The 19,643-nt window shown below is 29.8% G+C and carries 19 protein-coding genes; 6 read left to right on the plus strand and 13 right to left on the minus strand.

The genetic code is table 11. The features are described from left to right. Positions 1-304: 304 nt before the first annotated feature. The 10 genes from ACO409_RS07455 to ACO409_RS07500 form a co-directional block, all read right to left on the minus strand. Positions 305-820: a flavodoxin family protein gene (locus ACO409_RS07455; RefSeq protein WP_485556154.1), complete on the minus strand. Its 516-nt coding sequence runs from the start codon at positions 818-820 to the stop codon at positions 305-307. Next, positions 765-2,201, minus strand: coding sequence for a coproporphyrinogen-III oxidase family protein (locus ACO409_RS07460; RefSeq protein WP_485556155.1), 1,437 nt, complete (start codon positions 2,199-2,201; stop codon positions 765-767). Before ACO409_RS07460 ends, ACO409_RS07455 begins: the two co-directional genes overlap by 56 nt. 44 nt (positions 2,202-2,245) lie before the next feature. Continuing rightward, positions 2,246-2,545, minus strand: a complete 300-nt coding sequence (locus ACO409_RS07465; protein ID WP_485556156.1) for a DUF2470 domain-containing protein — start codon at positions 2,543-2,545, stop codon at positions 2,246-2,248. Between the two features lie 56 nt (positions 2,546-2,601). Further along, the gene (locus ACO409_RS07470; RefSeq protein ID WP_485556157.1) at positions 2,602-3,642 is read right to left on the minus strand and encodes a TonB family protein; all 1,041 of its coding nucleotides are present in this window, start codon (positions 3,640-3,642) and stop codon (positions 2,602-2,604) included. 31 nt (positions 3,643-3,673) lie between these two features. After that, on the minus strand, positions 3,674-4,549 hold the full coding sequence (locus ACO409_RS07475; RefSeq protein ID WP_485556158.1) for an ABC transporter substrate-binding protein: 876 nt from the start codon (positions 4,547-4,549) through the stop codon (positions 3,674-3,676). 12 nt (positions 4,550-4,561) lie between these two features. Further along, complete coding sequence (locus ACO409_RS07480) at positions 4,562-5,347, minus strand: ABC transporter ATP-binding protein (RefSeq protein WP_485556159.1); 786 nt, start codon at positions 5,345-5,347, stop codon at positions 4,562-4,564. Positions 5,348-5,351: 4 nt separating this feature from the next. After that, positions 5,352-6,335 (minus strand): FecCD family ABC transporter permease, encoded by a 984-nt coding sequence (locus tag ACO409_RS07485; RefSeq protein WP_485556171.1) that lies wholly within the window; start codon positions 6,333-6,335, stop codon positions 5,352-5,354. A gap of 7 nt (positions 6,336-6,342) precedes the next feature. Continuing rightward, entirely contained in the window at positions 6,343-8,358 is a 2,016-nt protein-coding gene (locus tag ACO409_RS07490) for a TonB-dependent receptor (RefSeq protein WP_485556160.1), read from the minus strand. Between the two features lie 67 nt (positions 8,359-8,425). After that, positions 8,426-8,845 (minus strand): ExbD/TolR family protein, encoded by a 420-nt coding sequence (locus ACO409_RS07495; protein WP_485556161.1) that lies wholly within the window; start codon positions 8,843-8,845, stop codon positions 8,426-8,428. A 2-nt stretch (positions 8,846-8,847) separates the two neighbouring features. Further along, positions 8,848-9,480, minus strand: a complete 633-nt coding sequence (locus ACO409_RS07500; protein WP_485556162.1) for a MotA/TolQ/ExbB proton channel family protein — start codon at positions 9,478-9,480, stop codon at positions 8,848-8,850. A gap of 431 nt (positions 9,481-9,911) precedes the next feature. Here ACO409_RS07500 and ACO409_RS07505 point away from each other — a divergent pair, with 431 nt between their 5' ends. The 5 genes from ACO409_RS07505 to ACO409_RS07525 all read left to right on the plus strand — a co-directional run bounded on the left by ACO409_RS07505 (position 9,912) and on the right by ACO409_RS07525 (position 15,306). After that, positions 9,912-11,126 carry a M20 metallopeptidase family protein gene (locus tag ACO409_RS07505; protein WP_485556172.1) on the plus strand — a complete coding sequence of 405 codons (1,215 nt, stop codon included), beginning with the start codon at positions 9,912-9,914 and terminating at the stop codon, positions 11,124-11,126. Positions 11,127-11,138: 12 nt separating this feature from the next. Beyond that, positions 11,139-12,551, plus strand: a complete 1,413-nt coding sequence (rlmD, locus tag ACO409_RS07510; RefSeq protein ID WP_485556163.1) for a 23S rRNA (uracil(1939)-C(5))-methyltransferase RlmD — start codon at positions 11,139-11,141, stop codon at positions 12,549-12,551. A 30-nt stretch (positions 12,552-12,581) separates the two neighbouring features. Continuing rightward, positions 12,582-13,175, plus strand: coding sequence for a cob(I)yrinic acid a,c-diamide adenosyltransferase (locus tag ACO409_RS07515; RefSeq protein ID WP_485556164.1), 594 nt, complete (start codon positions 12,582-12,584; stop codon positions 13,173-13,175). 30 nt (positions 13,176-13,205) lie between these two features. Continuing rightward, positions 13,206-14,009 (plus strand): pyrroline-5-carboxylate reductase, encoded by an 804-nt coding sequence (gene proC, locus ACO409_RS07520; RefSeq protein WP_485556165.1) that lies wholly within the window; start codon positions 13,206-13,208, stop codon positions 14,007-14,009. Between the two features lie 352 nt (positions 14,010-14,361). Continuing rightward, entirely contained in the window at positions 14,362-15,306 is a 945-nt protein-coding gene (locus ACO409_RS07525; protein ID WP_485556166.1) for an ROK family protein, read from the plus strand. Between the two features lie 213 nt (positions 15,307-15,519). On the opposite strand, the gene ACO409_RS07530 is transcribed toward ACO409_RS07525, so the two are convergent. The 3 genes from ACO409_RS07530 to ACO409_RS07540 all read right to left on the minus strand — a co-directional run bounded on the left by ACO409_RS07530 (position 15,520) and on the right by ACO409_RS07540 (position 18,392). Then, entirely contained in the window at positions 15,520-17,043 is a 1,524-nt protein-coding gene (locus ACO409_RS07530; protein WP_485556167.1) for an ABC transporter permease/substrate-binding protein, read from the minus strand. Beyond that, positions 17,040-17,867: an ABC transporter ATP-binding protein gene (locus ACO409_RS07535; protein ID WP_485556168.1), complete on the minus strand. Its 828-nt coding sequence runs from the start codon at positions 17,865-17,867 to the stop codon at positions 17,040-17,042. Before ACO409_RS07535 ends, ACO409_RS07530 begins: the two co-directional genes overlap by 4 nt. Positions 17,868-17,942: 75 nt before the next feature. After that, complete coding sequence (locus tag ACO409_RS07540) at positions 17,943-18,392, minus strand: MarR family transcriptional regulator (protein WP_485556169.1); 450 nt, start codon at positions 18,390-18,392, stop codon at positions 17,943-17,945. A gap of 170 nt (positions 18,393-18,562) precedes the next feature. Here ACO409_RS07540 and ACO409_RS07545 point away from each other — a divergent pair, with 170 nt between their 5' ends. Further along, positions 18,563-18,907: an alcohol dehydrogenase catalytic domain-containing protein gene (locus tag ACO409_RS07545; RefSeq protein ID WP_485556170.1), complete on the plus strand. Its 345-nt coding sequence runs from the start codon at positions 18,563-18,565 to the stop codon at positions 18,905-18,907. Positions 18,908-19,643 lie beyond the last annotated feature (736 nt).

Raw genomic sequence — 19,643 nt, forward strand, 5'->3', positions numbered from 1 at the left:
AGAAATTATTTTTTGCTAAAAAGGAAGTTGCTGAAAAGGTTAGGGATTTTATTTTTAAAAAATAGAAATTAAGAGAATATCTTTAAAATTAATTTTTTCAAAACTTTTTATATACTCAAACAGGATGATAAAAATACCATCCTGTGCCATATATTATATTTTGAGTTTACACAAAATTCTGGACACTCTTTTGATATTTTTTCAATTCCATAACCATTTACTTCATTTCTAATCTTAACAGTTATTAGAGATTAAAAAAATTTTTGATATAAGTCTTGTTAAACCTAAAATAATTTTATCTAAATTAAACATTTTGAAACACTTTCTTTGCATTTTCAATATCAGTTTCATTAGGATGTTTTGCAGCTTCTGCCCATCTTTTTTCAGTTTCAGGAGTTACAGCATGATGTCCTGTAAGGATACCTTCTTTAGTCATTTTTCTGAATTTTTCAATCAGTTGAGGAGAAATGGCACCTTGGCAAATAAATTCCTTTTCAACTTTGTTTCCATTAGATTCAAGAAATTTTCGCACTATAGTCATACATTTTTTTGCATATTCTGAATCAGATTTTGATCCAAGTGTCCCAAATGATGACACAGTTTTATTTCTTATTTTTGACATAAATGCCTTCATTTTTTCATCAGCATCACCTTTGTCAACCCAGTATCCAACTATTATCTTATCATAGTCTTCAATGTTTATTTTATCTGAATCTTCTACATTTAACAATTTCTTTTCACCCTCAATTACTGAAAATATTGCATTAGCTATTTTTTCTGTATTTCCCGTCAATGTGGAAAATATTACCAGCTTTTTCATTTCTATTTCCTCCTAGACATTTTTTTAAAACAACACTACTTATATTATTTCCCCAGAAAATCCCTTCTGTTGTGAGTTCCATATGTGTATCATATATCTTCATATATCCCTTAGCTTCAAAATTTTTGAATAACTTATAAAGTTCTTCAAACATTTCTTCTGAAACATACTTTTTCAAGGCTGAAAAATATACTTTGGGATATTGAAATAATCCATTTATTCTTTTAAATCTATTTTCCTCTTCTGTATTTTCTGACAGCATATAAAATGCTTTTTCATTATTTATCCTGAAAATATTAGTATCGGCAATCTTTCCGCCAGCTCCAACTCCTATTGGCAGTATGTCGGCTCCTTTATGTGTAAATCTTATATAATTATATCTGTCTTTTCCTTTTCTGACAACTTTTGTATGTTCCATAACTTCATATTCTCCTGTTGCCAGCAATTTCTCAAGAAAAGCATGATGAAGTTTTCTGTCAGTTTCCAACTGATAATTCAATTCAAATGTATTTTCCTGTATATCTCTTGACATTTTCGAACCTTCATGAATCATAAGTGAATAAAAGCTTGTACTGTCGATTTCCAAATCAGCTATAATTTTTGCGTCCTCTATAACTTCTTCTACTGTTTCTTCAGGATAGTTATATATAATATCTGTACATACCAATCCACTAAAGTTTTCTTTTAATTTCTTAAGCCTTTTTATTGTTTCTTCTTTAGTAAATGTTCTATTCAGCATATTTCTTCCCTTTTCAGCAAATGACTGTATTCCTACACTTAGTCTGTTTACTCCGTATTTTTCCAAAACTTTTATTTTATTTAAATTCAGATTATGCAGAGTTGTTTCAAGAGTAAATTCACAGTCATCTGACAAATTATAGTTTTCATGTATGCTTTTAAATATTTTTTCAAGCTGATGCTCCTTCAATATTGTAGGGGTACCTCCTCCAAAAAATACTACCTTTATTTCTTTACTTTTCATATATGGTGTTTTTCCATATTTTTCAAATTCAGATACAAGAAAATTTGTATAATCTTCTAAATCATTATCTAATTTTTTTCTGTTAAGATTGCAAAAGGAACATATTTTATCACAATAAGGAATATGTACATATATCACTCCTTCTTTTTCCTTGGCAGGATTTTCCAGTAGTTCAAATAGTTCAGTTTCTGTTATCATTTTCTTATTTTTTTGGAAATGATTTGAAACTAAACCACTTGAATCTGCATGAGATTTAAATCTTTTTTTAAAGTTCCCTTTTTCTTCATCTTCAGTTACAGTTTCACTCTTTTCACTAGGATAACCTGCAGCTCCAAGCTGTGTCTTGTTCACTTTATTGTGTTCTTGATTTTTTGCATAACCTAAAATTTTATTTGACATATTTTATCTCCTGCTTTTACGACACTCCTATTCATATTTATACTTCATACATCACTATTTTTTTTTGAATGTTTACAGGGAACTTTTCTTGGTATTCCCAATGCTTCCCTTGCCATTTTAGCCATTTTTACAAGCTCCATATGCAAGTCTTCAAGATTTGTTTTTTTGGTAAGTCTTACTTTTACTTCTTCACTGCCGTTCACTTTTAAAGTCATTTCCTCTTCATTTATATCCAATAGTTCTGCTTCCTTAACTTCTTTTCCTCTGTTACTAAAGTAACGAACATACAGCGGAAGTACATCCTTATGCTCGTGATTCATATGTTCTAAAATTTCTTTTATCATTATTTTTTCCTCCATTTTCTATATTATATCATATTTTTTATGTTTAAAATATCTAATTATTTTAATTCAAATTTAAATGGTTTTGATATTGTACATTTTAACGTATCAGGATTTTTTATGTTTACTCTTATTCTACTTGCTGCACTTTTTGCCTCCTGCTGAAATACTCCGCTTCCTCCTGAAGCTGAAACTACGCTAACTGAACCGCCACTATTAAAACGGAGTCTTACCATCACTACAACGTCTCCTTTATTTCCAAGTCTTTGTGCTGCAATAGGATATTTCAAGTTTGGATTATATGATACTGTAAAGTCTTTTCCTTCGTTACATACATCTGTATTTTTACCTTCTCTGCTACCTGCTATTTTCTTACGCCCTTCACCAGCTTCTTCATTAGATTTTCCTAAAGTTTTTTCTAATCTCTTGTGTGAATACCTGATACTGCCAGTTCCTTCTGTCCCATTTCTTTGTACTAAATGCTTTACACCCGCTGCATTTTCAGAATTTATAAGTGAGTCATCTCCATTTCTAGATATTCTGCCACTTCTTTGTAATGATTTAACTGAATTACCAAAGGATGATTCACTGGCATTTCTAGATATTTTTTCAATACTTTGATCAGTTTTATCGACAGCTTCCGAGGGCGAAGAATTTATAATATTTTTGGCAATTTTATCAGAATTTTGTGAAGACTGAACGTTTGGAACAGGCAAGGTTTTTGAAACAGATGTTTTTTTATCAGATTTGGAAACTTTTGAAATCAGTCTTTTATTTTGTAAAAAAGTTGAGGAATTTTCTAACCTTTGTTTTTTTCTTTGCACTCTTGGAATTTCACTCAAGTTTTCTTTCTGAGATAGCTGAGAATATATATCTTTTTTATAAACTTCTCTATTTTTATCATTTTTGTCCGAAAAATTAGATTTGTCACTTTTCTGCTCTTCCCCTTTGGAAGTATTGTTAAATACATTTCCATTTAAATTTACAGTTACTACTTCATTATGTTTGTTCCTTTCTCTTTTACTACCAGGATTATAATAAACAGCTGGAATAAAGAGTGCCATTACATTTAAAATAATTGAAATTATGTAAAATTTCATTTTTTTCCCTTCTTTACAACTTTTAAAAAATTTATTTCGTCTTTTGATAAATGTCAGCTATATAATCTATCATTCTAGGTGATCCCCTCAATATTTGACTTGTTTCCAGAACAATAAATTTATTATTTTTTATTGCATTGATATCCTTTATCTGAGGATTTGCCTTTACTATTTCCTGAGGATTCTTTACAAATGTCAGAATTATATCGGGATTTTCTTTTATTATGTATTCTGGTGTCAAAGTAGGACTCATCCCTTTCATTCCTGCTGCAATATTTTTAATTTTCAGCATTTCCATAATATCATTAGGCAATGTCCCTTTACCAAAAACTCTCATTGGTGTAGGTGCCAGTATAAACAGACCTTTTTGTTCATCTTTGGTCATTTTTTTTATTTCTTCTATTTTCTGTCTTTTTTCAGTAATTATTTTTTCTGCCTCTTCTTCTTTACCAAGAATTTTTGCTATTTTCTGAAAATTTTTAAATATATCTTCTATTGAATTTGCCTGCATTTTTATAACTTTAATATTATTTTCTGTTAATCTTTTTTCTATTGCATCTGACGAATGAAAAGACTCAATTACTAAATCAGGGTTCAACGCTATTATTTTTTCCAGCGATGGATTTATAAATGTCCCAACACTTTCAAGTTTTTTTGTTTTTTCTTCAGGCCAAATTTTAGACTTTTCCAGTCTGGCAATTCCGACAAGTTTATCTTCACTTCCAAGAAGATATGTCATCTCTACAGTCGCTGGATCAAGAACAACTATTCTGTTATATTGTTTCTCACTTTTATCATTTACTTCAGCTTTTTTATTTTCCCTTTTGCCACACGAAAAAGCTGTAAATAATAAGACTAGAATAAATAAACTATATTTTGTCAATTTTTCTATTTTAATATTTTTCATTGCTTTTGCCTCCTAAATCTTATTCGGTATCACATAAGAAAAACCGTTATTTTCTATCACTTTACAATTAAATCCATATATCTCTTTCAGAATTTCAGGCCTGAAAAGTTCCTTTGGAGTACCTTCATATGCTATTTTCCCATTTTTCAGTAATATTATGCTGTCGCAATACATTGAAGCCAGATTCAAATCATGAAGCACCATCACTGCTGTAAGACTTTCATTTTTTACAAAATATGAAGTAAGTCTCATTATCTCCAGTGCGTAATTCATATCAAGAGCTGAAGTAGGCTCATCAAGCAGCATTATATTTGTATTCTGTACTAATGCTCTTGCCAGAAGAACCCTCTGAAATTCTCCTCCCGACAATGAAAGAACACCTCTGTTTTTAAATTTATCTATTTTTAGCATCTTCATTATTTTTTCCACTTTTTCTCTGTCTTCTCTGTCAAATCCTGTCCACTTATTTTTTATATAAGGAACTCTTCCCATATAGACAACATCTTCCACTGCCAAAGGCATTGTAATAGATGATTTCTGCGGAACAAAACTTAATATTTCAGCAAGTTCCGACTGTGTATACTCCTTCAATTCCTTATTTTCAATTTTAATAATTCCTTCTTTTGGATTCAGATATTTTAATATCACTTTTAGAAGTGTCGATTTTCCACATCCATTAGGCCCTAAAATCCCGATGAATTTTCCCTTTTCTATATTTAAATTTATCTTGTCAAGCAGATTTTTCTCGCCTAAGTCATAACTAAAACTGGTATTTTCTATTGAAATATCTTTTTTCATTTTCTTATACACCTCTTCTTCTTATTATTGCAAGATACAGAAAAAAAGGAGCTCCAAAAAATGCAGTTACAACTCCTATTGGAATTTCAACAGGGTTTATCACTATTCTTCCAATTGTATCACATACAAGTAAAAATAGACCTCCACCTAATGTAGATAATGGAATCAGCTTTGTATTGCTGCTGCTTTTTGTTATCAATCTTATAGTGTGCGGCACAATAAGACCTACAAAACCAATCATTCCAGTAAATGCTACTGAAAATCCTACAATAAGTGACGAAATAATAAGCATATTTTTTTTTAATTTTCCTACATTCAGTCCCAAGGAATGAGCTTCTTCATCTCCACTCAATAAAAGATCCAGTTCATGTCTTTTCAAATAAAAATACATAATTGATATAACAAGAGGAACTGTGAGAATGGAAACTTTCATCCATGATGCTGCTCCCACGTATCCCATCATCCATGCCACTATTCTGAAAGAATCCTGTCCTATCATGTACATGCAAAAGGAAGTGAATGCTCCCAGAAAGGAAGAAATAGATATTCCCACAATCAGCAATGTTGTTATATCAGTTTTTGTCTTAGATTTTGAAAGTCTGAATATAATAAAAGATACAATTACTGAAGTTACAAATCCCAATACTCCATACATTACATCAGGCAAATTGAGCATATATGCAATTACTGCTCCAAAAGTTGCACTTGCAGATATTCCAATTATATAAGGATCTGCCAAAGGATTCTGGAAGACAGTCTGAACAACTGTCCCAGAACTCGCCAATAGCATTCCTATTAAAATTGCCATAAATATTCTCGGTAATCTTACATCAAAAAGTATTGACTTTATATTTCTTTTATCTATAAAATTTTTATCTGTTAAAAGATTCATTATTTCTTTTAGTGATATTTTTGTATCTCCAAGGGAAAGTGCTATAAATATAAATATAATCAGAAGCAGTGACAATGCTAAATATATTTTTTTCATATTTATACTAGAATTCATAGCTTGCTCCTATAAAGTATGTTCTTTCATCTGCAGGTTTATAGACATTACTTCCTGCATCCTGATATATATAATATTTTTTATCAAATAAATTTTTAATTCCCGCTTCTAATTTTAATCCTCCGTTATTTTTATAACTTGCCGATAAATCTGCTGTTGTATAAGATTTTATCTTATATCCGCTCTGATCTTTTGAACTTGAATAATAATTTAAGTCTGCTTTTACAGCAATACCTTCTGCAATGTCATAAACTCCACCTAAAGTTGCTTTGGTTGATGACACATATGGAATTTTATTCCCCTTTTCAGTTCCTTTACTTACTTTTGCATTTACATAAGAAAGTGATTCGTTAATTCTGAATTTCCCCAAATACTGTTCCGCAAATGCTTCAGCTCCTTTTCTTTCTGTTTCTTGTACATTTTTATAAGTCCAGTTTCTCCCATGTCCTCCTGCTCCCCAATTTATAAAGATTTCATCTTTAGTTTTTGTATAAAATCCTGTAAGACTTACAAAAGAGCTGCCTATCATATCTTTTAATCCTATCTCATATGTATCATATATTTCTGGTCTTATATTATTTAAGCTGTACCCTGTCAAAGTGCTTTTATCAACCATTTCTGTAGGACTTGGCGATCTATATCCTTTTTCATATTTTGCATAAATATTTCCTGTATCTGAATATTTATAATTAAGCCCTGCTTCATAAGCATTGTTATGCCCCTTTTTACTTACATTTATAGAATCATCTGAAAGAGTTATTCCCATCATACTCCCTTTTGAATTTCTGTCAATTTTATATCTTGAATTTTCATATCTATATCCTAATGTTCCTTCCAGTTTGCTAGTTAAGTTATGTCTATCCAATAAATATATAGAATGTGTGTCTTTTGATAAATTTACAGTTGTATCCGATTTCGCTTTCACATATCTTCTTCCCATAGCTATAGTATAAGAATTTAATGCTTTTCTTAACATATCGTTGTCAATATATTCATATCCAAATACTAAATTGCCTAAGCCATAGTTGTAGTTTCCTTTTATCCCTATTCCTTTTTTTCTATCCTGAAACAATCCGTCAGTATAAGTTGTCAAATCCTTTTGATCGTAATCTCTTTTCATTTTCTGATTGTAGCCTGACACCAATAATTCAAAATTTTCAGAAGGCTTTATATTATATTCTAGCGAATATTCTTTTCTTACAGCATTCCCAAATGTTAATGTGTCACCTGACTGTTTTCTATTTTTAGCAATTTGATCTGAAGTTATGCCACTTGATTCTTTGTACTCATCATTATATCTTGTAGCCTTGAATTTCAAGCTCTGTTTATCCGTTATATTGTAAGTTAATCCACCTTTTAAGAATTTTGATGAAGTTTTATCATTTTCCCTATAACCACGACCATTTATAGTTTCATATCCTAAATCAAGAATTAACTTATCGCTCAAATTTAATCCTGCACTAAATCCTAATTTATTTGTTCCATAAGAACTGTTTTGATAATATATCTTTCCGCTTGCTCCTTCTTTAATTCCTTTTTTAGTAATAATATTAACTACTCCTCCTGCAGTTCCATTTCCATATAAAACAGAACCGCCTCCATTAATTACTTCAATTTTTTCAATGTCTTCAACCGAAACCGTATTTATAGGAACCAATCCATGTGATAAATCAAGAATATTCATAGGTATTCCATCTAAAAGAATTTTTACACGTCCTGAGGCTTTTTCAGTTCCTTGTCCTCTTATATCGACTATATTTCCAAAATTATTATTTACAAAATTAATTCCTGGAGCTCTTCTTAATATTTCTTCCACATTATTATAACCCTTATCTGCTATATCCTGATTTGTAATAACAGTAATATTCTTTATTTGGTTATCGATATTATCGCTGAACCCTGTTGCTGTAACAACTGTTTCCTGAAGCTTTCCTTCATATTTTCCTTCTGCATGTAAAGAAAAAGCAGCTAAAATCAAGCTTAAAATTGTAATTTTTTTTAACATAGTTTCATTTTGTATGACAATCGTATACGTCTGTCATACTTCTCCTTTCTTCATTTTTTATATTCTCTTATTTATTATTTTTTTGTATATTGAGACTTATATTTTTTACATTTTCATTCCGTAATTTGGACATTATGTCAACTATATATCCATACTCAAGATGTTCATCAGCCGTTAACGTAATATTTTCACTCAAATTTTTAGGAAGTTTCAAAATTTCATTATGAAGATTTTCCTCGGAAATCTTCTTTAAGTTTTCATTTATTTTTAAGAAATACTTCTTCTTCCTGTCTACTATTATTTCAGCTTTATCTTCTTTTTTTCTGTCAAATTTTGCATTAGATTTTGGCACTGATAACTGAAACTGTGAATATTTATTAAACGTTGTTGCAATCATAAAGAATATTAACAGCATAAAAATGACATCAATAAGATTGAGCATTGAGATTTCAGCATTTTTATTTACTCTTCTATTAGAAAATTTCATTTTTAATTCCTTTCAGTATTAACTCTTCTCATGATATAAGACGCTGCCCTTTCCATTTCTAAAACTATCGCATCTATTCTTCTGTTAAAATAGTTATAAAATATAAGAAACGGTATAGCAACAATAAGCCCATATGCAGTTGTATAAAGGGCTTCTGATATACCTGCAGCGACCATTTTTGCACTTTCCGTATTATTTGATGACAATGCCGAAAATGAAGTTATCATTCCTGTAACAGTTCCAAGAAGTCCTATCTGAGGTGCTGTATTTACAACCGCTCCAAGAAGCCACATTCCTTTTTCAAGCTTTTCTGTCTGACCTAAAATTGCCTCCCTTATTATATCCTCAAGGGATTCTCGTCGCATATCCTCAATTTGACTTTCCTCTATATTTTCCATTGTTTTCGTAATAATTTTGGAAACCGAATCTTTTTTATCTTTTGTAATTTTTATTATCTCTTTTTTGTTCTTGGTCTTCAAAATTTTATACAAATTTTTTCTGTATTCTTCTGTAAAATCTTTTTCTTTCATAAAGAACACACATATTTTTTCCAAAATTACTGCTATTCCAAAAATAGAAGCCAGCAGTATCCCCCACATAAATATTCCACCAGCAGTAAAATAATGTAACAGCATTTTTCTTTTCCCCTTTCTATAAATTTATTTTGATAGTAATAATATTATATACCCAAAATTTATGATTGTCAAATTTTTTGCTTATTAAACTAATTTTAAAATTAATTTGATTATAAATTATACTCAAACTAATTCAAATTTAAACTATCATAAAAATCATATAAACTTAGATTTCAAGTAAGATACTCATAACTTTTAATACTAACTCTCATTTGAAAAAAAGAAATGATTTCCTGTTTAATTTCTGACAAGGGGTCTTGACCCCTTGCTAACGAAATTATAAAAACTTCATTGTTTTAATGGGTAATAGTATAAATTAAATTTTAAATTAATTTTATGATACATAATTATTTATTTTTCAAAAATTTACAAAGCCAATATTTTTTGGTATAATGAAATTAAATAATTTTTTAGAAAGTGATGTGATAAAAATGAATTCACAAGAGATAAATAAATTTATAAAGGAAAATGTTGATAAAATTTATGATGAAATGGTAAAAGTTAGAAGAACTATTCACGAAAATCCTGAACTTGGGGATGAAGAATTTGAAACAAGTAAATTGATAAAAAGATTTTTGACAGAAAATGGGATTGAATTTTTTGAAATTATAAATACAGGAGTTGTTGCGACTATTTATAATGATAAGGAAAATATGGAAAACAAAACAGTTGCAACTCGTGCAGATATTGATGCATTGCCGATTTTGGAAGAAAATAATGTCGATTATAAATCTAAAAATCCCGGGAAAATGCATGCTTGCGGACACGATGCACATACAACTATTCAGCTTGGAGCAGCTAAAGTTTTGGCAGAAAATAAGGATAAATGGCACGGAACTGTAAGATTTTTCTTTCAGCCTGCAGAGGAAACTTCTGGAGGATCAGACAGAATGATAAAAGCTGGAGCATTAAAATTTGAAAAGGAAAAAGATAGAAAAATAGATGCTTTTTTTGCATTACACATGGCTCCAGAAATAGAACTTGGGAAAATTGGAATAAAATATGGAAAGGCACATGCTTCATCAGCAAGAATACACCTTACAATAAATGGAATTTCTGCCCATGCCGCTTTGCCTCATAAAGGAATTGACACAATTTTAATCGGTGCAAAAGTTATGGAATACTTGCAGTCAATAGTTAGCCGAAGAATTGATCCAAGAGAAGAGGCTGTAATTACAATTGGGGCGTTTAATGGAGGTTTTGCTGATAATGTTGTTTGTGACAAGGTGGAAATGAAGGGGACAGCTAGAACAATGTCTGAAGAAACACGAACATTTATAATTGAAACATTAGAAAGAGATTTGCCTAAGTTTGTGGAAGCATTAGGTGGAACAGCAAATGTTGATATTGTACGTGGTTATGCACCTGTAATTAATAATGACGAAATGACAAAAAGAGTGGAAAATAATATTATTGATTTGTATGGTAAAAATGCTTTGGAACTAATAAAACAGCCTAGAATGGATGTTGAAGATGTAAGTTACTTTTTAAACGAAATTCCAGGATGTTTTTTTAGACTAGGAACAAGAATGGAAGAAAAAGGCTTAATCTATGATTTGCACCATCCTAAATTTAATATTGATGAGGAAAGTTTAAAAATTGGAATGGGATTACAATTGAAAAATATTTTGGAATATTTAAAATAAAAAAGGAATAAGATGAATAAAATAAAAAACAATTATGAAGTTGGGCAAAAACTGGAAATTAAAATAGAAAAAATAGTATTTGGTGGAGAAGGACTTGGAAGAGTTGATGGATTTGCAGTATTTGTGCCGATGAGTGTACCAGGAGATAAATTGGAAGTGGAGATTATCTCGGTAAAAAAGTCGTATGCAAGAGGGCTTATAACTAGGATAATTGAACCATCAAAAGACAGAATTGAGGATTTGTCCAAAATTAGTTTTGAGGATTTTGATGGCTGTGATTTTGGAATGCTTAAATATGAGAAACAGCTTGAATATAAGGGTAAGATGCTTGAAGAAGTACTTAAGAAAATTGCTGAAATTGATTTGGAGAATTTACAAATTGAAAATATTATTGGAAGCGATAAAAAGGTTAATTATAGGAATAAAACAGCCGAACCATTTTTCAAAAAAGCTGGAATTATTCAGACAGGATTTTATTCAAGAAAGTCCCACAACGTATTTTCGGCTAAAGAAAGTCTTTTAAAATCAGAAATTGCCAAAATAATTATTGATAAATTTTTGCAGAAAGTAAATAGTTTTGCAGGTACAAAAAAGGAATTTAAAGTTTTTAATGAAGTAAATAATACTGGTTTTTTGAAGCAGATAATGGTTAGAAATAATGAAAAAAATGAAGTTATGATAGTTGTTGTCGTGAATAAAAATTCGCAGTATAATCAGCTTTCAAAAGTGCTGGAAGAAATGTATGATGAAGATGACTGCATAAAATCAATCTATATTTCTGTAAAAACTGAACAGAATAATGTAATTTTAGGTAAAAATGTCCATTTATTTGGAAGCCAGTATTTGGAAGAAGAAATGGAAGGATTAAAATTCAAGATTTATCCAAATTCATTTTTTCAAATTAATAAAAAACAGGCACTTAAATTGTATGATACAGCGATTGAATTTCTAAATGAAGAAAAAAATAATAAATTTTATGAAAAAACAGTAATTGATGCATTTTCAGGGACTGGAACAATTGCAATGATGCTTTCCAAAAACATAAAAAAAGTTATTGGAATTGAAAGTGTAGAAAGTTCAACACTTGCTGCAAAGCTAACTTCTTATGAAAACTCCATTCAAAATGTAGAATTTGTAAATGGAAAAGTTGAGAAGGAACTGCCAAAAATTTTGAAGAGAGAAGATGTCGGAGCAATAGTTTTTGACCCGCCAAGACGAGGAATCGAAGAGTCAGCATTAAAGAGTGTTATACAGAATAAAATTGAAAAAATTGTTTATATTTCTTGCAATCCTGCAACTTTTGCACGGGATGTGAAGATTTTGTCTGAAAATGGGTATGTATTAAGGAAAATTACTCCTGTGGATATGTTCCCGCAGACTGGGCATATTGAAGTCGTCGGATTACTGGAAAAACTTGAAAACTAAAAAAATTTCTATAAAGAAAGTTGAGAATTTATGAAAATATACACAAAATATGGTGATGAAGGCTTTACAAGGCTTGCTGGCGGAAAACGTGTGAGCAAAACTAATGTGAGAGTACAGGCATACGGAACAATGGATGAAGTCTGTTCACTACTTGGAGTTATTGTAGCTGAAATTCGAGAAAATGATAAATTAAATAAAGTTTTGGGAGAAATTCGCAAGGAATGTGAAAATATTCAGCAGCAATTATTTGACTGTGGAAGCGATCTTGCAATACCTCATGGACTGCGAGAATATAAGCAAAAAATTGATGATGTGAAGTGGCTTGAACAAAGGATGGACGAATATATTCCACTGCTTCCTAAACTTGAGTATTTTATAATTCCAGGTGGAAGCAAAATTTCTAGTATGTTTCATTTGATTCGGTCAAATACACGAAATCTTGAAAGAAAAATGGTTGCTGTAATTGAGGATGGCGAAGAAATAAACAAAATTGGACTTCAGTATATAAATAGACTTTCAGATTATTTTTTTGTAATAGCATGCCTTGTAAATTTAAAATTGGAAATTAATGAAACTGTTTATAAAAAAAGTAAAAAGATTTTTAAAGTGAAAAATGGACAATAAGTGAAAATATAAAAAAGGAGCTGATTTAAGATGGAATTAGGAATTATCGGAACAGGAAATATGGGAAGTTCAATATTAAAAGGAATCATAACTTCTAATTTTCTTGTAAACGATGATATTACTGTTTTTGATTCAAATCAAGAAAAAATCGAAAAATTAGTAAAAGAATATGGTGTAAAAAAAGGGCAAAATGAAATTGAACTTGCAGAAAAAAGTAATATTATTATTCTTTCAGTAAAACCAAATATTGTGCCAATAGTTTTGAAAAAAATTAAAGATAAATTGAATAAAAATACTATAATTTTATCAATTGCAGCTGGAGTTAGTATTGATTTTATTGAAAAAAATATTGGAAGTGATAAAAAAGTGGTAAGAACTATGCCAAATACACCTGCTCAAGTAATGGAGGGAATGACAGCAGTTTCATTTAATCCAAACATTGAAGAAACTGAAAAAAAAGTAATTTTCAAATTATTAGATAGTTTTGGAAAAAGTATAGAAATTGAAGAAAAACTTATGCATGCTTATACTGGAATCAGTGGTTCTCTTCCAGCATATGTCTATGTATTTATAGAAGCTCTTGCTGATGGAGGCGTTTTGGAAGGCATGCCAAGAGAAAAGGCTTATAAAATCATTGCTCAAACTGTTTTAGGTTCTGCTAAAATGATGCTTGAAACAAAAAAACATCCAGGTATTTTGAAAGATGAAGTAACTTCACCAGGAGGAACTACGATTGCAGCTCTAAAGGCACTAGAAGATGGAAAATTTAGAGGAACCGTGATACAAGCCGTAAAAGCTTGTACAGAAAAATCAAAAGAAATGGCACAAGAATAATTTTAATATAATATTGACAATGATAAATAAATGAGGTAGACTTATACTGAAATGTAATAATTTATATTTATAGTAAAACTGATTTAAAACCGAACTCAAAAGCTATGACTATTTTACTCAAACCCTAAATTTATATAACTTTTAATAGTTCAATTTTGAACGGGTTCGAGTATAATTTTAAAAAGATTTTGAACTATACTTGTATAGTAAAATATAGTTAATCCACCTAAAAAGTTTACTAAAAATTAAAAAATGAAAAATGGATTGACTCATAAAATATAGCCTAATTTTTTAGTGTTGCTTAAAACTAGAATTGATTGCTATAAAATAAAAAATATAATTAGGAGGTCTTATGAAATATTATGTTGGAATTGATTTAGGAGGAACTAATACAAAAATTGGACTTGTAGATGAAAAAGGAAATATTATTTTTAAAACTATTGTAAAAACTGATTCAATGGAAGGATTTTCTGAAACAATCCAAAGATTATCAAAAATTTTGCTTAACCAAATTGAAGGAAGCAATGTCAATTTTGACCATGTTTTATCAGTTGGTGTTGGTGTTCCAGGTCCTGTGCTAAATTCTAGAATCGTTAAATTTTGGGCAAATTTCCCTTGGAAAAATGGAGTTGACCTTGCATTAGAATTTGAAAAAAATCTTGGAAAACCAGTAAAAGTTGACAATGATGTTAATGTTATTACACTTGGAGAAATGTGGAAGGGTGCAGCCAAAGGATATAAAAATGTATTAGGACTTGCCGTTGGAACTGGAATTGGTGGTGGAATTATTGTCGATGGAAAACTTGTCAGTGGTGAAAATGGTGCTGGAGGAGAAGTTGGACATATAAAGATCGAGCCAAATGGAAAATTATGTGGATGTGGACAAAAAGGATGCTGGGAAGCTTATGCTTCTGCTACTGGAATAATCCGTGAAGCAAACAGCCGTCTTGCAGTAAACAAACAAAATTTACTTTATGAAATAACAAAAGGTAGAGAATTAGAAGCAAAAGATGTATTTGATGCAGCTAAAAAAGACGATAAATTTTCTCTTGAAATCGTAGATTATGAAGCTGAACAATTAGCCTTAGGTATCGGAAATTTACTTAGCACATTAGATCCTGAAATTGTTGTGGTCGGTGGCGGAGTTGCACTTGCTGGAGATATTTTATTTGACCGTGTAAAAGAAAAACTAAAAGATATTGCATTCCCGTCAACTCTTGAAAACTTGAGACTTGTTACAGCTACTCTTGGAAATGATGCAGGAATATTAGGTGCAGCTTATCTTGGAATGATGTAATATAAATTTTAAATAAATATATATCTAACAATTACAAATAAAAAAAGAGAGGTCTTACTTATTTTTTGTACTATCTCCCATTTAAACAACAGGCTGTTCATAAATTTTTTTACAAGGGGTTAAAGCCCCTTGCTAGTAAATAATAAATGGGGTTCAATATTACATTTTAATGAGACACTCTCTTTTTATTTTATTTAAAATTAAAAATTTATTCTATTTTTTAATCAATCTATTTTTTATTAAATATTCCATAGCCACATCTTTAGCCTTTTTTCCATTGACTCCTACTTCAAAATTCATTTTACGCATTTCACTATCTGTTATTTTATTATGTAATTTGTTTAAAATTTGTTCTAATTTAGGATATTTTTTCAAAGTTTCACTTCGCATTAAAGGTGCTCCCTGATATGGAGGAAACAATCTCTTGTCATCTTGCAAAACGGTTATCTTATACTGTTCTAACTCACTATCTGTAGAATAGGCATCTATTACATTTATATCATTGCTTTGTACTGCCACATATCGTAATTTTGGTTCAAATTCCTTAACATTAGCAAATTCAAACTTGTAGAGTTTTTTCATCCCTTTATAACCATCTTCTCTATCTGCAAACTCTCTTGTAAATCCAACTTTAGCTTTATCTTTTACACGTGCTAAATCTGATATTTTACTAAGATTATTTTCTTTTGCAAATTTTTTTGTAACTCCAATTGCATAAGTATTATTATATTCCATTGGTTTTAATAAAACCATATTATATCTTTTTAAAATTCCATTTTTAGCCTGTTCATAAACTTGCTCTTTAACATTGCTAACTGGTGTTTCATTAAGAAAAGTAAACACTATTGTTCCTGTAAATTCTGGATAGATGTCAACTTCTCCTGACTTTAACGCATTGAAGTTAAAAGATGTTGTTCCGAATCCTGATTTTAATTCAACATCTACATTTTTCATTTCATCTTCAATTAAAAGTTTATACATATTTATTAATATTTCTGGCTCAGTTCCTAATTTACCTGAAATAACAATTCTATCTTTTTTACTTTGCTTATTCATAATTAAATTTCCAGAAAAAAATATTAAAAATACAGAAATAAATGAAATTATAATCACTTTCCAATTTTTATTTTCCAATTTTCTTAATACAAAATCAAATAAAATTGCTAATAATGCCGATGGAATTGCTCCAAGTAAAATTAAATTCATATTATTTCTATCAAGTCCAAGTAAAATCAGTTTTCCAAGTCCTCCTGCACCAATTAGTGAAGCTAGTGTTGCTGTTCCAATAATAAGAACTGTCGCTGTACGAATTCCTGCCATAATTACAGGCATTGCAAGTGGTAACTGAATTTTGAAGAGTTGTTGTACTTTATTCATTCCCATAGCTCTTGAAGCTACCATATATACTGGATCTACTCCATTTATTCCTGTATAAGTATTTCTTAAAATTGGAAGCAATGCATAAATTACAAGTGCTGTAATTGCTGGTTTTTTCCCTATTCCCATAATTGGAATTAATAGTCCGAGCAGTGCGAGTGATGGTATAGTTTGCATTATTGCTGTAAGTCCGATAATTATTTCTGAAATTTTCTTTTTGTAAGTCAAGTATATTCCAAGTGGAATCGCAATAATTAAGGCAATTACAAGAGCATAAAAAGAAATTTGGATATGTTCAAAAATAGCTTGAAAAAACTCTTCCTTACGTTCATAAAATACTTGAAAAAATTGTTTAATCATAAATCTCCTCCTTCAATTTCTAAAACTAATTTATCGTATTCCCCTTTTTCCTTCAGTTTTTTTATAATTTTTTTATTAATTTTGCTTTCTAAATCTTTATTCGTTTCTAAATTAATAAATTTTTTCACAAATTCATTTTTTGGGTTATTAATTAATTCAGATTTTGTTCCAGATTGAATAATTTCCCCACTTTTAATTATAAAAATTCTATCTCCTAAATAAAATGCCTCTTCAATATCATGTGTCACAAAGACAATTGTCTTATTAATTTTCTGCTGCAGTTCTTTTATATCTTTTTGCAAACTTTTCCTTGTAATCGGATCCAATGCGCTAAAAGGTTCATCCATCAATATAATTTCAGGATTCCCTGCCAATGCCCTTGCAATACCAATTCTTTGTGCTTCTCCTCCAGATAGTTCAGATGGCAGTCTCTTCAAATATTTTTCACTTTTCAGATCAACCATCTCCATTAGTTCTTCCGTTCTTTCTTTAATTTTTTCTTTTTTCCATCCTTTCAGTTCAGGTACAATTCCAATATTCTCCTCTACTGTCAAATGTGGAAATAAAGCTACTTGCTGTAATACATACCCCATATTCCAACGCATTTTATGAATATTATAATCAAAAATATTTTTCCCTTTTATTTTTATTTTACCAGAAGTCGCATCTTCTAGCCTATTTATCATTTTCAAAAGCGTAGTTTTCCCGCTCCCAGACGGTCCAATAAAAACCGTAATTTCAGACTCCTTTATAGTCAAGTTTATATTTTTTAATCCAATATTCCCATTTGGATAAGTCATTCCAACATTGATAAATTCTATCATTCATTTACCTCCAGTTAAATACCAAATAAATTTTTATAAATTTTATAAATTTCAAATTTTGTTCAGTATTTTAAATTATTTTTTATTAAATTCCTGTTCAGCTTTTTCAAAATTATACAAAACTTTTTCTAAAGTCGCCTCAAAAGCCAATCTCTCCTCATCTGAAATTCCTTTAAAAGAGATTTCAGTCATTTTGTCAGAAATTTCATCATATTCACTTTTCAAAGATTTCGCATAATCCGTTAAAAAAATTAAACTTTTTCGTTTATCAGTCGGAAAAAATTTTCGTATCAATAAATTTTTTTCTTCCATCCGCTCAAGCATCGTTGTAAGCGAACTCATAGCAAGACCAGATTTTTTTGACAATTCTCTGTTACTAATCCTATCATTTTCCCAAAGCACATACAAAATTCGACCTTGTTCTCCATTAAACGCCGTTATATTTTTTTGTGCCAAAAATTTATTCAAAAGTCTAGTATTTACTTGTTTTATTCTGCTTATATAAAATCCAGAATTTGATTTCATAGTATTTTCCTCCTTTACAAAATTATTACTATATGATAATATATTCACATAAAGATATTACTATATCGTAAATTTATATTACCATATAGTAATTAAAAAGTCAAATATTTTTTATAAAAATGATAAAATGTTTTAAAAATAAAAAAACAAAAGGAAGGAAGTTAAAATTTATGAAAAGAAAATTTATGAAAGTAATGGTGCTTGAAAAACCGTGTAGTGCTGAAGAAATGAAAATAAAAAATGTTCCAATTCCAGAAGTGAAAAAAGATTGGATTCTTGTGAAAATAAAGGCATTTGGAATAAATAGAGCTGAAATTTTTACTCGTCAAGGAGATTCGCCATCGGTAAAACTTCCAAGAGTAATTGGGATTGAGTGTGTCGGCATTGTGGAAGATTCATCTAACAGTGATTTTAAAAAAGGCGACAAAGTTTTTTCGATGATGAATGGCATGGGAAGAAAATTTGATGGAAGTTATGCAGAATATATTTTGATTCCAAAAAATCAAGTTTATTAAATAGTGCAAGAACACTCGCAACTTTAGTCGTGAGATGAATTGCACGAAAATTTTAGTAAGCATATGGGGAAACTTGTATGTAGACACAGAAAGAACTGTGCAACAAAGAAACTGAATTGCTGGGAACTCTTAAAGCTAGTATAACCACAACATAATACCTTCGTTCAAATATGGTATAAGTGTGATGGTGGCGAAAGCAGAAAAAATATACTGGATGGTGCAAGGTTAAATCCTAAACATTATGATAATAGACAATCAGCAGCTAATCCTGAAAAGGAAAGTTCAACGACTATCCCTCGTGAGGGGAGTACAATACAAGCAATTGGTATTGGAAGTGGTTTCGCCTAAGTCCTTGAAACAGGATATGGATAAGATATAGTCTGTGCTTGTTAGAGATAACAAGAAGTTCAAGGCTAATCTCCTTAATTTATTAAGGAGTACATATGCCATGAGAACTGCATAAATGGTAGCGTATTTATGTGAACGACGCTTCCCACTGTTGTGGGGTTTTAAAAACTTTAAAAATATTTAAAAATAAATAAAAAATATTACTTTTTTGACAGATAAAATGTAGAATACATGGTATAATATCTCTGATGAAAAGGAGGTGATTATATATGTATTTAACATTAAAACAACAGGTAAAACATCTTAGTAAGAAAGAATTTAAAATTTTAAAATATTTGTGCCATATAGCCAAGAACTTAACTAATGAAGCTATATATAATATTAGACA

The organism is Leptotrichia sp. (genome assembly GCF_057270615.1).